The 19,024-nt window shown below is 46.9% G+C and carries 18 protein-coding genes; 12 read left to right on the top strand and 6 right to left on the bottom strand.

Features of this window, described 5'->3' with window-relative positions; translation table 11 throughout:
* Window positions 1-39: 39 nt before the first annotated feature.
* From ACODJP_RS02110 to ilvB, 8 genes are all read left to right on the top strand, one after another.
* Entirely contained in the window at window positions 40-1,698 is a 1,659-nt protein-coding gene (locus ACODJP_RS02110) for a 2-isopropylmalate synthase (protein ID WP_422477974.1), read from the top strand.
* Complete coding sequence (cimA, locus tag ACODJP_RS02105; protein ID WP_422477972.1) at window positions 1,691-3,322, top strand: citramalate synthase; 1,632 nt, start codon at window positions 1,691-1,693, stop codon at window positions 3,320-3,322. Before ACODJP_RS02110 ends, cimA begins: the two co-directional genes overlap by 8 nt.
* Entirely contained in the window at window positions 3,323-4,591 is a 1,269-nt protein-coding gene (leuC, locus tag ACODJP_RS02100) for a 3-isopropylmalate dehydratase large subunit (RefSeq protein WP_422477970.1), read from the top strand. It begins immediately after the preceding gene.
* Between the two features lie 3 nt (window positions 4,592-4,594).
* On the top strand, window positions 4,595-5,089 hold the full coding sequence (gene leuD / locus ACODJP_RS02095) for a 3-isopropylmalate dehydratase small subunit (protein ID WP_422477968.1): 495 nt from the start codon (window positions 4,595-4,597) through the stop codon (window positions 5,087-5,089).
* Window positions 5,086-6,150, top strand: coding sequence for a 3-isopropylmalate dehydrogenase (gene leuB, locus ACODJP_RS02090; protein ID WP_422477966.1), 1,065 nt, complete (start codon window positions 5,086-5,088; stop codon window positions 6,148-6,150). The genes leuD and leuB overlap by 4 nt, the downstream gene beginning before the upstream one ends.
* Window positions 6,151-6,190: 40 nt before the next feature.
* Window positions 6,191-7,075, top strand: a complete 885-nt coding sequence (gene ilvE / locus ACODJP_RS02085; RefSeq protein WP_422477964.1) for a branched-chain-amino-acid transaminase — start codon at window positions 6,191-6,193, stop codon at window positions 7,073-7,075.
* Complete coding sequence (gene ilvD, locus ACODJP_RS02080; protein ID WP_422477962.1) at window positions 7,072-8,742, top strand: dihydroxy-acid dehydratase; 1,671 nt, start codon at window positions 7,072-7,074, stop codon at window positions 8,740-8,742. The genes ilvE and ilvD overlap by 4 nt, the downstream gene beginning before the upstream one ends.
* Window positions 8,743-8,803: 61 nt before the next feature.
* Window positions 8,804-10,477, top strand: coding sequence for a biosynthetic-type acetolactate synthase large subunit (ilvB, locus tag ACODJP_RS02075; protein WP_422477960.1), 1,674 nt, complete (start codon window positions 8,804-8,806; stop codon window positions 10,475-10,477).
* Between the two features lie 236 nt (window positions 10,478-10,713).
* Here ilvB and ACODJP_RS02070 read toward each other — a convergent pair whose 3' ends face one another.
* The 3 genes from ACODJP_RS02070 to ACODJP_RS02060 form a co-directional block, all read right to left on the bottom strand.
* Window positions 10,714-10,932, bottom strand: coding sequence for a helix-turn-helix transcriptional regulator (locus ACODJP_RS02070; RefSeq protein ID WP_422477958.1), 219 nt, complete (start codon window positions 10,930-10,932; stop codon window positions 10,714-10,716).
* A 167-nt stretch (window positions 10,933-11,099) separates the two neighbouring features.
* Window positions 11,100-12,371 carry an MFS transporter gene (locus ACODJP_RS02065; protein WP_422477956.1) on the bottom strand — a complete coding sequence of 424 codons (1,272 nt, stop codon included), beginning with the start codon at window positions 12,369-12,371 and terminating at the stop codon, window positions 11,100-11,102.
* Window positions 12,372-12,437: 66 nt separating this feature from the next.
* Window positions 12,438-13,535, bottom strand: a complete 1,098-nt coding sequence (locus ACODJP_RS02060; protein WP_422477954.1) for a DUF362 domain-containing protein — start codon at window positions 13,533-13,535, stop codon at window positions 12,438-12,440.
* A gap of 137 nt (window positions 13,536-13,672) precedes the next feature.
* On the opposite strand from ACODJP_RS02060, the gene dctP reads away from it, so the two are divergent.
* Complete coding sequence (dctP, locus tag ACODJP_RS02055; protein WP_422477952.1) at window positions 13,673-14,734, top strand: TRAP transporter substrate-binding protein DctP; 1,062 nt, start codon at window positions 13,673-13,675, stop codon at window positions 14,732-14,734.
* Complete coding sequence (locus tag ACODJP_RS02050) at window positions 14,727-16,250, top strand: sensor domain-containing diguanylate cyclase (RefSeq protein WP_422477950.1); 1,524 nt, start codon at window positions 14,727-14,729, stop codon at window positions 16,248-16,250. The genes dctP and ACODJP_RS02050 overlap by 8 nt, the downstream gene beginning before the upstream one ends.
* On the opposite strand, the gene ACODJP_RS02045 is transcribed toward ACODJP_RS02050, so the two are convergent.
* Genes ACODJP_RS02045 through ACODJP_RS02035 form a run of 3 tightly spaced genes read right to left on the bottom strand, consistent with a single transcriptional unit; the run spans window position 16,243 to window position 18,376 of the window.
* Window positions 16,243-16,815, bottom strand: a complete 573-nt coding sequence (locus ACODJP_RS02045; protein ID WP_422477948.1) for a chromate transporter — start codon at window positions 16,813-16,815, stop codon at window positions 16,243-16,245. The two genes, ACODJP_RS02050 and ACODJP_RS02045, sit on opposite strands and share 8 nt — an antisense overlap.
* A complete protein-coding gene (locus ACODJP_RS02040; RefSeq protein WP_422477946.1) occupies window positions 16,812-17,396 on the bottom strand; it encodes a chromate transporter in 585 nt (194 codons plus the stop codon). Before ACODJP_RS02040 ends, ACODJP_RS02045 begins: the two co-directional genes overlap by 4 nt.
* Window positions 17,393-18,376, bottom strand: a complete 984-nt coding sequence (locus tag ACODJP_RS02035; RefSeq protein WP_422477944.1) for an aldo/keto reductase — start codon at window positions 18,374-18,376, stop codon at window positions 17,393-17,395. The genes ACODJP_RS02040 and ACODJP_RS02035 overlap by 4 nt, the downstream gene beginning before the upstream one ends.
* A gap of 169 nt (window positions 18,377-18,545) precedes the next feature.
* Here ACODJP_RS02035 and ACODJP_RS02030 point away from each other — a divergent pair, with 169 nt between their 5' ends.
* On the top strand, window positions 18,546-18,734 hold the full coding sequence (locus tag ACODJP_RS02030; protein WP_422477942.1) for a hypothetical protein: 189 nt from the start codon (window positions 18,546-18,548) through the stop codon (window positions 18,732-18,734).
* A gap of 14 nt (window positions 18,735-18,748) precedes the next feature.
* A complete protein-coding gene (locus ACODJP_RS02025) occupies window positions 18,749-19,021 on the top strand; it encodes an SHOCT domain-containing protein (RefSeq protein ID WP_422477940.1) in 273 nt (90 codons plus the stop codon).
* Window positions 19,022-19,024 lie beyond the last annotated feature (3 nt).

The raw sequence follows: 19,024 nt of genomic DNA, 5'->3' as shown, positions 1-19,024 counted from the left end.
ATCCTACCGGGGTATCCCGGAATTACTGCGAGGTATACGATGGCTGAACATATAGCGATTTTCGACACAACGCTCCGTGATGGAGAACAGGCTCCTGGATATAGCATGAATCTTGAGGAGAAGCTCAGATTCGCCAAGCAGCTTGAAGAATTGGGTGTCGATGTGATCGAGGCAGGGTTTGCGATCGCTTCCCCTGGAGATTTCGCTTCTGTACAGGCCATCGCCTCGGCAGTACAAACATGCACAGTCGCTTCACTATCCCGAGCTCTTACGAAGGATATCGATTGTGCATGGGATGCTGTTAAAGCTGCTGCAAAACCTCGAATACATACGTTTATAGCAACCAGCGATCTTCATCTCGAGTACAAACTTAAAATGTCCCGGGATAAAGCATTGGAGCAAGCAATCGCTATGGTTTCACATGCTCGGAACTTGTGTCCTGAAGTAGAATTCTCTGCTGAGGATGCTGCCCGAACAGACCGCGATTATCTTTGTAGAGTTGTGGAAGCCGTCATAAAGGCGGGGGCACAGGTAGTGAATATTCCGGATACTGTGGGCTATAGCATGCCTCAGGAATTCGGAGATCTTATTGCATATTTGATGAACCATGTTCCCAACATCGATAAGGCAATCATCTCTGTTCATTGCCATAATGACCTTGGTCTTGCGGTAGCGAATTCTCTCGCTGGATTGAAAGCAGGAGCGCGACAGGCAGAATGTACTGTCTGTGGGATTGGAGAGCGAGCTGGCAATGCGGCTGTAGAGGAACTAGTGATGACCATGAGGACACGAAAAGATCTCTTCGATTTCTCGTATGGCTTGAAGACCGAAGAGTTGTACAAGACGAGTCGCTTGCTCTCTAGCATAACCGGAGTAGCGATAGCCCCTAATAAGGCTATTGTAGGTGCAAATGCGTTTGCTCATGAGTCTGGAATCCATCAGCACGGTATGATGGCCCATGCCCAGACCTATGAGATCATGACCCCTGAATCTATTGGTCTCAAGAAGACTACCATGGTGCTTGGCAAACATTCCGGACAACATGCTTTCGTTAGGAGAATGGAGGATCTGGGGTATACGCTTTCGCAAGAAATGGCGGGTAAGTTGTTTGCAGATTTCAAAAATGTCGCCGATAAGAAGAAAGAGATAACTGATCGCGATCTCGTCGCATTGATGGAGAGCGGAACTCATGCCGCACCTCAAATCTATGAGTTGGATAACTTCGTAGTAAATAGCGGTAATAATATGACTACAACAGCTTGTGTTACCCTTCGGAGGGATGGTCGCAAAATGCAAGCCGTGGAAATGGCTACAGGACCAGTGTATGCCTGTTATAAGGCTGTTGAGAAAATCATCAAGCACTCCTATGTTTTGGAAGATTACCAACTGCGCGCAGTTACTGAACATAGAGATGCTCTGGGTGAGGTCATGGTAAAGATAAGCGACAACCATGGAGTGTACCGTGGCCGTGGAGTCAGCACCGATATCATAGAAGCGAGCATGCAGGGATTGCTTGCTGCCGTGAACAGGATGGTCGAAGTCGCAGAGAGCAATCGGAAGGAGAGTGAGGAGAGTGACCATAGTGCCGGTCGAAAGGCAAAAGAGTGGGTGCCCCTCTCTGAAGAAGCTCGTTCGCGGGATATGAAAATGTCAGGGACCATCGATGAGGATGTGACGAAGGAGCTCTATCATGTCTGATAAACAAAAGAGCGTAGCCTTATTTGATTCGACTCTCCGTGATGGAGCCCAAGCTGAAGGAATCTCTTTCTCTGTCTTGGATAAGTTGAAGATTGTAAAATTATTGGATGATCTGGGAGTAGATTATGTTGAAGCCGGTAATCCAGGCTCCAATCCAAAAGATCTGGAATTCTTCCACCAAGTCGCCTCTATGAAACTCGAACATGTCCGATTAGTAGCTTTTGGCGCTACACGTCGAAGGAATACTGCTGTAGAAGATGATTCAAATATCCAATCACTGCTCTCGGCTGGTACTCCGGTCGTATCTATTTTCGGTAAGAGTTGGGACTTCCAGGTAACCGATATTATCCGTACGACGCTGAAAGAGAATTTGGCGATGATTCATGATACCATCTCCTTTTTGGTAGGACAGGGTAAAGAGGTCGTATTCGATGCTGAACATTTCTTCGACGGATATACGGAGAACCCGCGTTATGCCATGGAGACTGTGATGAAGGCTGCAGCTGCTGGAGCCTCTTCTATAGTCCTGTGTGATACCCGAGGTGGCGCGGTCCCCTCCCAAGTTCGTGATGCAACTGCACACGTAGTAGAAGAATTGTCCAAATCCTATCCTCACATTATTGTAGGTATTCATGCACATAATGATGCTTCATGTGCCGATGCCAATTCCATTGTTGCAGTAGAGGCAGGTTCCCGACAAGTCCAAGGTACGCTTGTGGGTTTTGGCGAGCGTTGCGGTAATGCATGTCTAGCTACAATAATTCCTACACTTCAGCTGAAACTTGGATACGATGTTGTGGAAGATGATGCTTTGGCACACCTGACATTGGTTTCCCACTCAGTTGCTGAGATTGCCAATGTCTCCATTCCTCATGGAACCCCCTATATTGGAAGAAGTGCATTTACTCACAAGGGAGGAATGCATATAGATGGGATTTCAAAGAATCCCCGCTCCTTCGAACATATCAACCCGGAATCGGTGGGTAATGAACGAAGGATGTTGATGAGTGAAGTAGCCGGACGGGCTACGATATTGAAGCGTATCCAACGCTACGCTCCCGAATTGGGAAAAGAGGCTCCTCAGACCAAGCAGATCATCGATGCACTCAAGCATCTGGAGATGTCTGGGTATCAATTCGAAGGCGCCGAGAGTTCCTTTGAACTGGTGATTGCGAAGCATTTGGGCAAATACAAACCGTATTTTGAGTTGGATCATTATAAGACACTTGGAGAGCGGCCCTTGATGGGAGACCCCTTGGCAAGCCATACTGCAGTGGTGAAAGTGGCTGTCGATGGACAAATGGCTATCGCCGTCGCGCAGGGCGATGGTCCGGTGCATGCGTTGGACAAGGCTTTGCGAAAGGTGTTGGAAGATTTTTACCCGCTTTTGGGTATCGTTCACCTCACAGACTATAAAGTTCGTGTTCTCGATTCTAAAGATGCCTCGGCAGCTAAGGTTCGCGTCCTGATAGAGACTACTGATGGTGAGAATTCCTGGTCTACAGTTGGAGTATCTACGGATATCATCGAAGCAAGCTGGATGGCGCTTGTGGATTCAATAGAATACAAATTGATGAAGGAGGGGGTTGTTCCCCCTGCCAGTCATGAACAAGGAGAAAAATAGATGAGTATGACCATGTCGCAAAAGATTTTGGCTGCCCACGCGAATTTGGATGAAGTACGTTCTGGTCAGCTGATCATGGCAGATCTCGATCTCGTACTAGGCAATGACATAACTGCGCCTGTAGCGATAAAGGAATTCGTCAAGTTCGGTGTGGATAAGGTCTTTGATACCAAGAAAGTAGCGTTGGTGCCTGACCATTTTACCCCAAACAAGGATATCAAGGCAGCCCAGCAGTGCAAGATGATGCGGGAATTCGCCACAGATAAAGAGATCGAGAATTACTTCGAGATCGGTCAGATGGGGATCGAACATGCCCTGCTACCTGAACAAGGACTGGTAGATGCTGGTGATCTGATCATCGGTGCCGATAGCCATACCTGTACCTATGGTGCTTTAGGGGCCTTCTCGACAGGAGTTGGTAGTACTGATATGGCAGCTGGCATGGCTAGTGGTAAAGCTTGGTTCAAAGTTCCCTCAGCGTTACGATTCAATCTCACCGGGAAGCTTTCTCCATGGGTATCGGGTAAAGATCTCATTCTCCATATCATTGGTATGATTGGAGTCGATGGTGCTCTTTACAAATCAATGGAATTCACCGGTCCCGGAGTATCTTCATTAAGTATCGATGATCGGTTCACCGTATGCAATATGGCGATAGAAGCTGGTGCGAAAAACGGTATTTTCCCCGTTGACGATGTTGCTCTTGCATATCTTGCTGAACATTGCAAGCGCAAGCCCGTGATATTCGAAGCCGATCATGATGCCTCCTATGACGAGACCTATGAAATAGATCTATCGAAGATTAGGCCGACCGTTTCATTCCCCCATTTACCTGACAACACCAGGACAATCGATGAGGTTGGGGAAGTTAAGATTGATCAGGTTGTGATCGGTTCCTGTACGAATGGGCGGATCAGTGACCTTCGCGTAGCTGCGAAGATTCTCAAGGGAAGGAAAGTCGATCCTCGAGTTCGGACAATCGTGTTCCCCGCAACCCAAGAGATCTATCTCCAGGCTATGGATGAAGGTCTACTTAAGATCTTTGTCCAATCTGGTGCCGTGGTGAGTACACCGACTTGTGGTCCTTGCCTTGGTGGTCATATGGGTATTCTTGCAGAAGGTGAGCGGGCTGTAGCAACGACAAATAGGAATTTTGTCGGCCGCATGGGCCATGTTGGTAGCGAGGTCTATTTGGCAAGCCCAGCAGTTGCAGCAGCTTCGGCTTTGACCGGATTCATTAGCAATCCAGAAACCATTGAGGAGAAGTAACACATGAAAGCACAAGGAAAAGCCTTTCGTTATGGTGATAATGTAGATACAGATGTGATCATTCCTGCCCGATATCTCAATACGATCGATCCTAAAGAGCTAGCCAGTCATTGCATGGAAGATATCGACGCGACATTCATTGATGCAGTAGAAGATGGCGATATTATTGTCGCAGATCGGAATTTCGGTTGTGGTTCATCACGAGAACACGCACCACTAGCAATCAAGACAGCAGGAATCAGTTGTGTGATCGCAGTCTCCTTTGCCAGGATATTCTACCGGAATTCAATAAATATCGGCTTGCCGATACTCGAATGTCCGGAAGCTGTAGCGGGTATCAAAGCTGGAGACAAGGTAAGCGTGGAATTTTCTACCGGAAGAATTACCAATGAGACCTCGGGAAAGAGTTGGTCTGCCGAACCGTTTCCTCCATTCATCCAAGAGATGATAGCTGCTGATGGTTTGATCAACTATATGAAGAGGGAGGTGATGGCATGAAAATGCGTTTAGCACTGATTCCTGGAGATGGAATCGGTCCCGATATCGTTGCAGAAGCCGTCAAGGTGATGGGAGCTGTCGGGACAAAATTCGGCCATAAATTCGACTATTCATTCTATCTTGCTGGTGGAAGTGCGCTGGATAGTGTAGGCGTCCCGCTTCCAGAGTCTACCCTGCTTGGTTGTCAGGATGCCGAGGCTGTTCTTCTTGGAGCGGTAGGGGGTCCCAAGTGGGATCACCTTGCAGGGGAACAAAGACCTGAAAAAGCTCTTTTGGGATTACGTGGAGGTTTGGGATTATTCTGTAATCTACGACCAGCCTTATTATATGAACAGTTATCCGATGCTTGTCCATTGAGAAAAGATCTGATCGCCGGAGGTCTCGATATCATGGTTGTCCGGGAACTCACCGGAGGGATCTACTTTGGCGAACGAGGCCGTAACGAACATGGCGATACCGCGTTCGATACCATGGCCTATAGCATACCTGAGATTGAACGCATTGCCCGGATGGCATTCGAGATTGCCATGAAGCGGAATAAGAAACTGATGAGCGTCGATAAAGCCAATATTCTCGAAACTTCCCGCTTATGGCGTTCAGTCGTCAATTCCATGGCTTCCGAATATCCTGAGGTGGAAGTAGATCATATGTATGTCGACAATGCCGCCATGCAGTTGGTTCGTAACCCACGACAGTTCGATGTGATAGTAACCGAGAATATGTTCGGTGACATCTTGAGCGATGAGGCGAGTATGATTACCGGATCAATCGGCATGCTTCCCTCTGCCAGCCTTCGATCTGATAGTTTCGGTATGTACGAACCTATCCATGGTTCTGCTCCCGATATCGCGGGTAAGGATCTCGCGAACCCGATAGCGACGATACTCTCGGTTGCCATGATGCTCCGGTATACCTTCACATTATCAGAAGAGGCCGACGCAATAGAGCAGGCGGTTGGAAAGGTTCTGGACGAAGGATGGAGAACCGGTGATATCATGAGTGAAGGGATGAAACAAGTCGGTACAAAAGAGATGGGTTCGTTGATAGCCCGCAATATCTAGCTTTGGATAACCAGTAGCCAAATGGTAAGGAGAAAATACGATGAGTGAACAGGTTGTGTATCTTGAAGGAGCATATGTTCCGCTGAGCGAAGCAAAAATTCCAGTGATGGACCATGGATTGTTGTACGGGGATGGGATTTTTGAAGGTATCCGTGCATATGGCGGTAGAGTTTTCCGTCTTGATGACCATATGAAGAGATTCCAAGCTGCAGCCCGTGCGATCAATCTGGAGCTCCCGCTCTCCATTGAAGAGATCACTTCAATCGTATTGGAGTCCTGCCGTCGTAATGATATCGTCGATGGATATGTTCGTCTTGTCTGTACCCGAGGCGCTGATGGTCTGGGATTATATCCGAAGCCGGGTTCCGCAAAACCACGGTTGTTCTGTATAGCTGGTCAGGTTGCCTTGTATAGCGATGAGGCATATAAACGTGGATTGAAGGTCATTACCAGTCATTTACGAAGGAACAAGGCTACAATTGTCGACCCCCAGATCAAGAGTCTGAATTACCTGAACAATATCCTTGCTTCGATAGAAGCCCATCGCTATGGAGCTGATGAGGCATTGATGTTGAATGAAGAGGGTGTGGTGACTGAATGTACTGGAGACAATATCTTCATTGTGAAGAATGGAGTTATCAGCACCCCTCCAGTTTGGCTTGGGACTCTGGATGGTATTACGAGACAAGCTGTCATACGTATAGCCCGCGAGATGGGATATGAAATGAATGAGACACCATTTACCCACTTCAATGTCTTGAATGCCGATGAAGCATTCCTTACAGGAACAGCAGCCGAGATTATCGCTTTAACTGAACTTGACGGCCAGAAAATTGGCTCCGGTGTGGCCGGTGAAGTTACCATGAAGTTACTTGCTGCTTTCAGGGATTACACGAAAAAACCGGAGAATGGAGCAAAGATATGAGAAGCGACCAGATGAAGAGCGGCAACGCGAGAGCGCCACATCGCTCATTGATGAAAGCATTGGGATTGACCGATAGGGAAATTTCTTCTCCATTGATAGGAATTGTCAATTCAGCCAATGGGATCATCCCTGGACATGTCCATGTGGATAGGATTGTCGATGCTGTAAAAGCGGGAGTGAGATCGGCTGGTGGAACTCCTATTGAGTTCTCCGTTATTGGAGTTTGTGATGGTATCGCAATGGGGCACAAAGGGATGAAATACTCTCTTGCCAGTAGGGAATTGATTGCTGATTCGGTCGAAGTCATGGCTACAGCCCATCCATTTGATGCTCTGGTCATGGTACCGAATTGTGATAAGATTGTCCCTGCCATGCTTATGGCTGCTGCAAGGATAAATATCCCGACCGTTTTTGTCTCGGGAGGTGCGATGTTGGCCGGGCATCTTCCAGGGCAGAAGAGCGCTATAGATCTCACTAGTGTCTTTGAAGCCGTTGGCGCTCATGCTGCCGGCAAGATGAGTGATAGTGAACTTCTCGCTTGCGAGAATTCCGCATGTCCCACCTGTGGGTCGTGTTCCGGAATGTTCACTGCAAATAGCATGAACTGTCTCACTGAAGCATTGGGTATGGGACTTCCTGGTAATGGCACTATCCCAGCTGTCTACGCTGAACGCGATAGATTGGCAAAAGAGGCCGGTTATGCGGTTATGGAACTCTATAAGAAACAGATCAAGCCCTCAGATATCATGACAGCACAGGCATTTGAAAATGCCCTTGCGGTAGATATGGCATTGGGTTGTAGCACAAATAGCATGTTGCATCTACCTGCGATTGCTCATGAAGCACAAGTTGACCTGGATATTTTCATGGCCAACGATGTAAGCAAGAGAACCCCGAATCTCTGCCACTTAGCTCCCGCGGGGCCTTACCATATTGAGGACCTGTACCGTGCTGGTGGTGTCATGGCGGTGATGTCCGAGTTGCATAAGAAACAGCTAATCCATTCTGAAGCCCTCACGGTATCGGGTAAGACTATGGGTGCCCAGATTGCTGGAGCGATGAATTACGATAAAGAGGTCATACGACCGATCGATAATCCTTACAGTCAGACAGGTGGTATAGCGGTCCTTCGTGGGAATCTCGCTCCTGACGGGGCAGTGGTTAAACGATCTGCGGTTGCTCCCGAGATGCTTAAACACAGTGGACCGGCACGAGTCTTCGAATCGGAAGAAGATGTGAGCCTCGCAATCTATCGCGGTCAAATAAAGAAGGGCGATGTTGTAGTTATCCGCTATGAAGGACCCAAGGGTGGTCCTGGAATGCGCGAAATGCTTGGACCGACATCCGCGATTGCTGGTATGGGTCTGGATAAGGATGTCGCTTTGATTACTGATGGTCGTTTCAGTGGTGCGACCAGAGGAGCTTCTATTGGACATGTATCCCCTGAGGCTGCTGAAGGTGGTCCTATAGCCTTCGTCAAAGAGGGAGATATCATCGAGATAGATATCGATAAGGGGCTTATCTCGTTACTTGTAGATGAAGAGGAACTGAAGCTGAGAAAGCAGGGTTGGGAAGCTCCCCAACCACCGATTACGACCGGGTATCTTGGCAGATATGCTAAACAGGTCACGAGTGCTGCTACAGGAGCGGTATTCGCAGATAGATAGCAGGGATAGGTTCCCTGCATTTGCAGGTGGTCTTTGGTGACCACCTGATGGAGATTGTCGCATGAAGTTGAATGGAGCAGAAATTATTATCGCTTGTCTCAAAGAACAGGGTGTCGATACTGTGTTTGGATTCCCTGGAGGCGCTGTTCTCAACATCTACGATGCTTTATACAAGAATCGGGATTCAATTCGCCATATCCTCACTAGCCATGAACAGGGTGCCTCACATGCAGCGGATGGATATGCAAGATCGACAGGCAAAGTGGGTGTCGTATTCGCTACCAGTGGCCCCGGTGCCACGAACTTGGTCACCGGATTGGCTACAGCTTATATGGATTCTATTCCTGTTGTCGCCTTTACCGGAAATGTCCCTACTCAGTTGTTGGGTAAGGATAGTTTTCAAGAGGTAGATATCAGTGGTATTACCATGCCCATTACCAAGCATAATTATATCGTAAAGGATGTAGCTACACTTGCCGATACGATCAGGAGTGCCTTTAGGATTGCCCGAGAGGGGCGTCCTGGTCCGGTATTGATCGACATCCCTAAGGATATCACAGCAGCAGTCACATCGTATGAAGCCGAAGTCGTGCAACCTGATAAACCTGACTCCGATTCGGTGAGAAAAAGTTCCCTAGAAAAAACTATCAAACTCCTCAAAGATGCAAGTCGTCCGATGTTGTATGTTGGTGGGGGAGTATTACGCTCTCATGCTGAAGCTGAATTGTCAGAGTTCTTAGAAAAGTTCGATTGCCCTATGGGAGTATCGCTCATGGGACATGGATCGATCGATACCGAAGAGCGACGCTTCACAGGGATGATCGGCATGCACGGTACGAGAGTCTCTAATATCGCGGTAAGCAACTGTGATCTGTTGGTCGTGATTGGTGCACGGTTTAGTGATAGGGTGGTCAGTAAGGCTAGTACCTTTGCTAAAAAAGCTAAAGTTGTCCATATCGATGTCGATCCTGCCGAGATTAACAAGAATATCGTTACATACCATCATGTGATTGGAGATATCAAAGTTGTCCTTTCCAAGTTGAATGCTATGTTGGATAAACCTCTTTCTCATACTGCATGGATGGAACAAGTTGCCAAATGGAAAGTTGAGCATCCAGTCAAGGTCGCAGGAGAGACACGCAGGCCAGCTGAGATTCTTAGGGCTTTATCGGTGGTCATGCCTGACGATGCCGTTGTTGTAACCGAAGTTGGGCAACACCAGATGTGGGCTGCACAATTCTATCATCATTCTCCAAAAAGTCGTTTCCTCACCTCTGGTGGATTAGGAACGATGGGGTATGGTACCGGAGCTGCTATCGGAGCCCAAGTAGGAAATCCCGACAAACGGGTAGTGAATGTTGCCGGAGATGGGTCGTTCAAGATGAACTGTAATGAACTTGCGACCATGGCACGTTACCGATTACCGGTTATCATTCTGATCATGAACAATCATACCCTAGGTATGGTACGGCAGTGGCAGACGCTTTTCTATGATGAGAGATATTCTGAGACGACACTGGATACAGAGATCGATTGGGTCTCCCTTGCCCAAGCATATGGCGTGAAAGGGATGAAGATGGGCGCGCAGGATGATCCAAAAGCGATCTTGTCGGCTGCCATCTCCTTGAAGAGTCCTGTAGTTATCGACTGTGAAATACCTTTGGATAACAAAGTCTATCCGATGGTAGCTCCTGGTGCCTCTATCGAAGAGATGATCGAAGAGGTTATCGATTAGATCAGCCAGGCAAAAAAAATTAGAAGCTGTCGCTCGGGGTGTGAAACCTTGGCGGCAGCTTCATTTCGTATGTTGCACCAATTGTGGGCGATGTTTCCACTTCTGCAACAGGGTCCTAGGGAGACACATTTCGGTTTAGCCATGCAGCAGACTCCCAATCCTCCTTTTCCGAGGCCGTTGCCCAAGATCCTGCAAACCTGGCGAATATATCTGTACCGTATCCCAATATAACTGAATTATGTTGAAGGATAATGTGTCTCGGCGAAAATTATGATATCCGAGACACGCATGTTGAGCACAGACGCAATTTTCTCCATGGTTTCGACTCTTGGAACGCAACGTCCAGATTCGATAAAGTATAGCTGGCTACGTGAAATACCTGTTTGCACAACAAGCTTGTCCTGTGAGTATCCAGCCTTGACTCTCAAATCCCGTATCGCTTTTCCTACATCCATGTCATAACAATACGGTTGAATTAAATTTGTGTAAAGTGGTTCAACCCATTTTTGCCTGATTATGGAAGATACTAAACCAGTTAACCCTAATTATTTTTAGAGTTTGAAGTTATCTAAATTTTATACAAAAATGGATTGCGTACCAAAATAGGTCTTGGATAGGAGGATCAAGGGATTTTTCGGAGATTCTTTTTGCGAGATTCGGGATCTTCTGTCCAGTATAGTATGAGAATTCCTAAAGTCCCGAGTGCCGCAGTGATACCTACGATAACCCAAAGGACATCCAAGCCGTATCTTGTACTGACTTGTCCTCCTATTAACGGGGCAATTGCATGTCCTGTGCCCATGATCACAGGAAGGACAGCACTGAATCGAGCCCTATGGCTTATAGGAGTATTGTTAGCAATATAGTAATGTGTGTTTGTTGCATCGATCACTTCACCAAGGGTATACACTGTTGCCAGTACATAGAACCAGATAGGTGTCTGCACAAGACCCAAACACGAGAATCCTATCGCATAGAGTACACCCGCGATGGCAATATTCCTCAGAGGATGATACCGCCGTAATGCCATCACTAGGAATGCGTTGCTTGCAACAACGACAATGGCATTCAAGCTCATGATGGAACCATAGAGTGTAGCCCCTGCTTCACCATAGAGTTGCGTGGTATAGAGCGGAAGGGCAAAAAGGGACTGGCTATAGGAGAAACTGAAGAAGGTTATACATAATGCTAGGATCAGTAGCCTTGGTCTGGACAAAAGAGCACTCAACCAGCCTCCATCATGAGCTTTTTCAGTCGAGTCGGTATGATAGCTTGCTTCAATAGCCTCTTGGTCCGGTTTTGATTCGGGAACCGTAATAGCAACATACATAATTGCCACGGTTGCTGCGATGGCGTTACCGAAGAACAGCCAGCTGGGAGCAGAATAGAAGAACAACCCCGCGACAACCGGTCCCACGGCAAATCCGATATTGAATCCGAGATAATTGAGGGAGAAACTTACTTGCCGGTTCTCTTGGGTCGTGATATCGGTCATGAGTGCACTTCTGGCGGGATCGGTAGCACCATCGAACATGAGATTAAGGAATATGAATAGGGGAACCAGATGGGATTTCCCGAGGAATCCGCAAATCACAAACATGGCACTAGCAAGCAATTGGCTAAAGATCATTACCTTTTTTCGGCCTATTTTATCTGCTAATTTCCCTCCGATAAAGGATCCCGGTAGGTACGCAAGGGCAGAGAGGGACATGAATATGCCTGTCCATGCATCACTATACCCCAAGTGTTGTGTGAGCAAGAGTACCATGAACGGATATACAAAGATACCGAGTCCATTCATGATGGTCGCTATGAAGAGTGCATAAACTGGTTTGGGAAGACCCCTGTAGAGGTGTATCATCCCTTTTATCCCTTGGGATTGTGATTCGTTCATGGTCCTTATAGTAGCGGTAAGCCCCTGCGGGTGCAATCCACAAAATTGAAGGCTTTAATTCTCGATTTAATCTTCTTGTGCCAATTTTTCTAGGAATTTGACCATATCGAGAGCTTTAGGCGGACATCCTGGAAGAGATTGGTTTAAACCATTGGTGCAGATTCCGACACCTATGCCGCACCCCGATTTTCCTTTATAGTCCTGTCCTATATGTACCTTTCTTCCGAGCTTTCCAAGTGTGCCACGTTCCTGAAGACGAGCAAGAGCATGAATGAGATTGCCATAACAGGCACTGCATGCGGATGAGGCAATGGTGTGGGTCGCCAACGATTGTACCCTATGGGAAGGCCTTGGCATGGGAATCGCAACATCGGCATTAAGCTCAATTATCCTTGCTGACTCAATATCGGCACTCCCTACTCCCAATTGCCTGGCAATATCGATATATTCTACCTCTTCGCTCTCGAAGCCCATGAGATTTGCTGCGTATGTATCTACCAATACACTATCTCGACCAACAAACATCCTATTTGTCTGTACAGGATTACCTCCCTCCTCAAAATCCAAATCTCCATTCAAGCTATCGACAAGCACCAAATCGGCACATCTGATCGTGTTGAGCACAGCAATCGGTTCATGAAGGCCCCACGAGTGAAATTTTCGTTTGGATAAGTCACTGATACATCCTTTCATATTCTTAAGTGCACAAGTCATCGTAGTTTGGCAATGACCTTTAAGCACCGGTAGATTTATGAGAATGTCGGCAGCGAGGATCGCGTCAGAGACTTCGATTTCGTAGCCGTGGGCAGAAATTTTTGTGTAGGAATCCCTTTTCACATCAATGAGATCAACCTTGTACTTTTGTACGAATGAGTTGTATCCATGGGCTTTGAATCCATCTTCTGTACTTGCTCCCACCCAGGCACTCTCTACTATGGCAATATTATTACAACCCATTGACTTGAAGTAGCGGATGCAAGCCTCGACAATCTGGGGATGAGTGGTCGCTCCCTCGCTAGCATCGCTAGGTACCACCAAATTAGGTTTTAGTACAATTCTAGTTGAAGGGCTGACCATATTGGCGATATCGCTCTCTTGTAGCAAGCGAAGTGTCATAATCTCCGGATCGGCCCCATATATCATAATGATGTCACGTGTATCCATATATCCCCCTTAGGGCATAGTATCAATTGTTGGATTTTTTTGGAACGACTTGTGGTATGTCATACGTTATGACTTTTCTTCCAGGTCCTGAGATGATATGATGATTCCAATCAATTTATTGGAGTTACCCGGAAGCTATGTACGGCAAAGACGCTAAGAATCGGAAATTCTATGTACGTAATATTGTGCTCATAATAGGTATTTTCCTGTGTATTCCATTGGAGGCTAAAACTTTACCAATCATACGTATTTCGGTGGAGAATACGGCCTCTCATGTTCAAGCTAAGGCTGTACAACTCTTCTCAGATAAACTGGAAGATAAGTTGTCCGGACGATATGAAATTCAATTTTTCCCTGCTGCATCTCTCTTTCGTGATACAGATATTTTTCGAGCTCTGGCACAAGGAAAGGTTGAGATCGCCGTTCCGGGTTCGTGGCAATTCGATCGTTACGTTCCTGAAGTTGGGCTTTTCCTTCTCCCCTCCATGTATGGACGTGATGCATCTTTCACTTACGGGCTCATGGAGAGTCCGATTGGCGATCGTCTGATTTCTACTATTGAGAGGGTCCTGGATGTGAAAGTGCTTGGTCGCTGGATTGATCTTGGCCATACCCATATATTCAGTACAACCAATGCGATCAAACGGCCATCCGATTTTCTTGGAAAACAAATCAGAGTGGCGGGAGGAGTGGGCAATTCTCTCCGTATCGAGGCGTTAGGTGCACAACCGATTACGATTGCTTGGTCAGACTTTCCCAATGCCCTCGATAGGGGTACTGTAGATGGTGTGCTTACCTCTTATGAGACGTTGGCAAGTGCCAGATTATGGGAACGGGGTATCACTTCAGTCTACGAAGATAGGCAATATTTCGCCCAATATATTCCCATCGCTTCAGGACTGTTCTGGGATCGTCTTGATTCTGCTACCCAATCCATCATATTGGATGCTTGGGACGAAGTAGTTGATACAGCAAGAAGGAATGCTACTATTGCACAGAATTCTGCCCGGCTGGCTATGATGCGCAATGGCCTTACTGTTACGGTGGTAGGAGCTGGACAGTTGGAGAAGACTAGACAGACTCTACAACTTCATGAAGATGGCATTGCTCGCCAGATGGGTATAGCCTCAGATTTGTATCGTGATTTCACAACCTATATCCAGCAGAATGATTCAGCTGGTGGTGCGAATTATGAGTAGGAAAGCTACCTCGGCTTCGGGAAACAACCTTTATCTCCGACTCTATCTCTTGCCAATCATTGTTTTCATACTCCTTTTGGTATTGCTTTCGGTGCTTCTCTTCAATCAGCGAAGAGTAGAATTGGAGGGAGTGGATGACCTTCTCCAATTGCAATCAGGTTTGTTGGCAGAGAAAATATCCAGTAAGCTCAATACATTTGAATTGACCTTGCGGATGCTGGAATTGACGGCTTCTACAGTCGATCTCGATGATCCTGTGGATCAGGAATTTGTGGGACAGACCGTACGGCAGCAACTATTTCTTCATGAAGATATCGAGGGAGTGTGTCTACTTTCGGTCGAGGGAGAAAAACTCTACAGTAGTTATCCTTCCGATTTCGAAGCATTGGAACAGGTTAGACAGACGTTAATCGATATCCATTTCCAGCAAGGCCTTCCGTTTGCATTGACCACATTCAGTGACCATGGAGCAAAGCATCTGATCATGAGTCGCAGCTTGTCCGATAGGGATGCTCAGCAGAAAGCTTTGGTTGCCTTAGTCATAGAGACCGAGCAATTTTTCGATCTCCTTGACATTGGATTATCGCCAGGTTTGGTTTCTGCGATATTATACGACCATACGGGACAGCTGTTTGCAATTTGGAACAACCCGCATGAAGCACATCTGATGTCACCGCTATTAGCAACTGTCACCAATGTATCCGATCTTCCAGTATATGGAGAGTTGTACGGAAAAACGACGGGAGATTCGACTCTATTCGGAGGTCTTCGGCTCCAGCGAAAGAACGATGCATTAGTCTCGTTCGCACAGACTGACAATTTTTCTATGACTTTGGGCATATTATCCCATACTCCTACTGCTATGGCGGCATTCGATCGTTCCATAATCATCAGCCTGTCAGTAGTTTTTGTAATCATGGCGATTGCGCTCCTCATTGATCACCAATTGGTCAAGAAAACCAAGATGAACGACCAGATGCATCAACAGATGGTCGATGAACTATCCGTGCAGGTCCAACAGAGGACTGCCCAGCTCCAGCAGATGTTGGGAAAGGATTCCCTTACTGGAATTATGAATCGTCATCTTTGCAGCGAGGAGATTGAAGAAGCAATCGATGCCCATGAGACAAAAGGAAATCCCTTCTGCGTGATTGGTATAGATTTGGATGGGTTTAAAGAGATTAATGATACTTTTGGGCACTTGATAGGTGACCGCGTACTGGTTCATATCACAAAGACGCTCGAAGAGGCTCTTGGGAATAGTGGGATCATTTCCCGTTGGGGAGGGGATGAGTTACTGGTATTGCTCCCTGAGTGTTCGCTTGAAGATGGATATCTCGTTGCCGAACGCTTGAGGCAGGAGGTCGAAAATCGTCGCTTCGATGGGAAGATCCATTGTACGATCAGTCTCGGTGTGGCCGAACATCGTAAGGGGGAATCGGCTACGACACTCATCGATAGGGCTGATACGGCAATGTACGATGCCAAGACAGCTGGTAAGAACTGCGTTAGATAGGAATACCCAATACATGCAGGATTACCACGACTACACCAGCTCCAAGTATTACCATGATAGGATTTGGTCTGAAACGACGAACTATGATGAATCCCAGGACGAAAAGAGTTACAGCCACCCATGAGACGTCTTGTACGGTAGAGGGCATGTGCGTCGTACCGAAGAGCGCGAGGAAGAGAATACTGAGTCCTGCAGACGCGATCAGCGCAACTACGGCGGGTCTTAATCCATATAACATTCCCTGGATAGTACGAAGGTTCCTATAGCGGAAATAGAACCACGCAAGGGTGAGTACAATGACCAGAGAGGGGAGAACGTTTCCCAGTGTCGCTATGATAGCTCCCGGAATGCCCAGTAATTGTGTTCCGACAAAAGAAGCGGCATTCAGTGCTATCGGACCTGGGGTCATCTGAGAGATGGTTACGACATCTGCAAATTCTTGGATGGTAAGCCAACTGTGTTCTACCACAACCTGCTGTTGGATCAAAGGCAATGCCGCATATCCACCACCAAAACTCAAAAGTCCAATTTGGATAAAACTCCAGAAGAGTTGTAGATACATCATCTTTTCTTTCCCTTATGTGAAGCGACCAATGTCGCGATCATACCGGCAATGGCGCAGGAAAGTAAAATATAGACAATGTGCAATTCAAACGTGAGAGTTACGATGAAGGCCAAGATCATCAGGATGATTGGGAGGAATTTTTTTTGTCCCAATACGGTCTTTGTCATGGTTGTCACTGCATCAAAAATTACCACTGCAACACCTATACTCATACCAAAGAAGAGGGTTTGAATTATCAGGTTGTCTTTTATTGCATGGTATATATAGGAAAAGATGGTAAGAATGATGAGAGGTGGGAGTATGGTTCCCAGCAGAGTCACTAGAGCGCCGGCAACTCCACTGAGTTTATACCCAACAAGAATGGAGGTGTTTACTGCAATGGGGCCGGGAGAGGATTGTGCGATAGCGATCAGATCAAGCATCTCTTTCTCTTCAATCCAACCCAATGTATCGACAAAAGTCTTTCTCATTAGAGGAACAATGACATATCCACCCCCAACGGTGAATGCACTGAGGGTGAATGTCTTTATAAAGAGGGTCCAGAAGAGTGTAGCTCTCCTTTGTTTGTCTGCGTGCGTCAATAGGGACCTCGAATATGTTTGGCGACCTTTTCCAGATAGAACTGCTCTAACTTTGCGTGTAATTCGGTAGAAAGGGGAGGGAGTTCCGAAATTGCCGCATTGTCCAAGACTTGGGAGGGTCGGCTCGCCCCAGGAATGACTACCGAGACGGCATCATAGTCGAGTATCCAGCGTAACGCCATCTGGGCAAGGCTCATGCCTTCCGGTTTCCAAGCCGATAGTTCTTCGGTAAGTTCGACTCCCTTTTCAAACGGAAGCCCCGCGAAAGTCTCTCCTACGTTGAATGCAGCTCCATCCCTATTGAAATTCCTATGGTCATCCTGAGCAAAAGTAGTATTTTCCCCCATTTTACCTGAGAGGAGTCCACTAGCAAGCGGAACTCTTGCGATAATGGAGACACCCTGTCGTTTTGCATCATCGAACAATTCTGTGATAAGTTTTTGGCGGTAAATATTAAAGATTACTTGTAACGAAGCCAAACCTTCTTGTTTGAGGCAGATCTGTCCCTCTTGGACACTCTCAACGCTAGCGCCGAAGTCCGCAATCTTCCCCTGTTTTTTCAAGTCCCGCAGTACATCGAATACTGTTCCATCCTCAAGTACCTCCTGAGGAATACAGTGGAGTTGGATCAAATCCAGTTGTTCCACTCCCAATCTGGAGAGAGAGTTCTCGGTATGCCGGATCATCGTTTCTCTGGTGAAGTTTTCGGGCCAACCGGGGTTGCTATTACGGCCGAGTTTGGATGCGATATAAACGCTACTACGGTGTTCTTTAAGGAATTTCCCAATAAACTGTTCGCTTCTACCATCACCATAAACATCTGCAGTATCGAAGAATGTTATTCCTGCTTCTGCTGCGGTATGGAGTATTTCCATCGCGGTAGCATCCTCTACGGTTCCCCAAGAGCCGCCTATTTGCCATGTACCAAGGCCAACTTCGGATACCATAGTATTGTTCGATCCAAAAGCTCTATTGCGCATGTAGTTACCTCCATATTTGGTGATAGGTAATCTTACGAAGCTATGTCGTAAAAAGCAAGGGAGTCGATTCAGATAAAGATTGGGTAAAGAAATCCGGTTTACTCTAGACGTAGTGAGTATAATTTGAGAACCTTTGGTTATACCCCCACAGGGGGGAGGGAGGTAGGATATGATGTTTTTAGGTATCATTGTGATTGCCGTTATTGTGTATATTCTTTTGCGGCCAGATTCTCATGGTGGTAGGCGCGTTTCCGAACAAAAAGAAGACGATCCGATGGCTATCCTCAAGAAACGCTATGCGGAAGGTTCTATTGATCGGGATACGTATATCCGAATGAGAGATGAATTAAAAAGTTGATACGGAGGTAACATATGTATGGTTCATATTTTGGTTATGGAAATGTAGGTAGATTCGGTTCTCGTTGGTGTGGCTTCTTGGGCACTGACTGGTGGAGCCGTGGGCTGATGATTGCTTTGGTATTGATCGGAATTACGTTGATTGTCCTCCTTGCGGTAAGTCTCTCCAAGAGATCATCCCAAGGGAAAAGCACATCGGATGAAGCACTTTCCATAGTGAATAAACGGTATGCCAATGGTGAAATCGACAGCGAAACCTATGAAAAAATGAAACGGGACTTGCGCTAGCCA

Origin of the sequence: Pleomorphochaeta sp. DL1XJH-081 (assembly GCF_049310885.1) — a bacterium.
GTDB lineage: Bacteria > Spirochaetota > Spirochaetia > Sphaerochaetales > Sphaerochaetaceae > CAYZJV01.
Note: the sequence above shows the minus strand (reverse complement) of the source record. Positions and strands in the feature narration are given on the sequence as shown.